At 57.6% G+C, this 389-nt stretch carries 1 protein-coding gene; it reads right to left on the bottom strand.

Annotated features, from left to right (window positions below; translation table 11 throughout):
- Positions 1–266 (bottom strand): transporter substrate-binding domain-containing protein (locus AC0L3B_RS38550; protein ID WP_473382864.1); only part of this gene is annotated, 266 nt, incomplete at its 3' end.
- Positions 267–389: the final 123 nt, after the last annotated feature.

Below are 389 nucleotides of genomic sequence, written 5' to 3'. Positions count from 1 at the left end.
GTGTAGGAAAGTTGTACTTGAGCCGAATCAATCGCGGCCTGGTTCCCCTGCACCGTGGCCTTGAGTTCGGCGCACAGCGCATTTCCCAGCTCTATATTCAGCCCCACCAGCTCGCCCTGCGAATTACGGCTCTCGAAAGGAGGCACCAGTGGCTCTACGCCAAAACGGATGACGCGCCATGATTTTTCAGTCGCAGCCACGGTGGAGCACAACACACCCGTCGCCGTGGATAGAATCAGCACCAACATCAGTCGGATCAAATTCATGAGTCAGTTCCTGTAAAGAATGGAGGTCTCCAGCTGCCGCTCATGGCTGCACCTTGGCGTCAGCGGTCTGGATTATTTGCGGCGGCTCCTTGAGCACTTCCACCAGGGCGCCGGCCTTGAGCC

The organism is Bradyrhizobium sp. Kon56 (genome assembly GCF_055807635.1).
The sequence above is the reverse complement of the archived record's forward strand: the minus strand, read 5'-3'. Positions and strand labels throughout refer to the sequence as shown.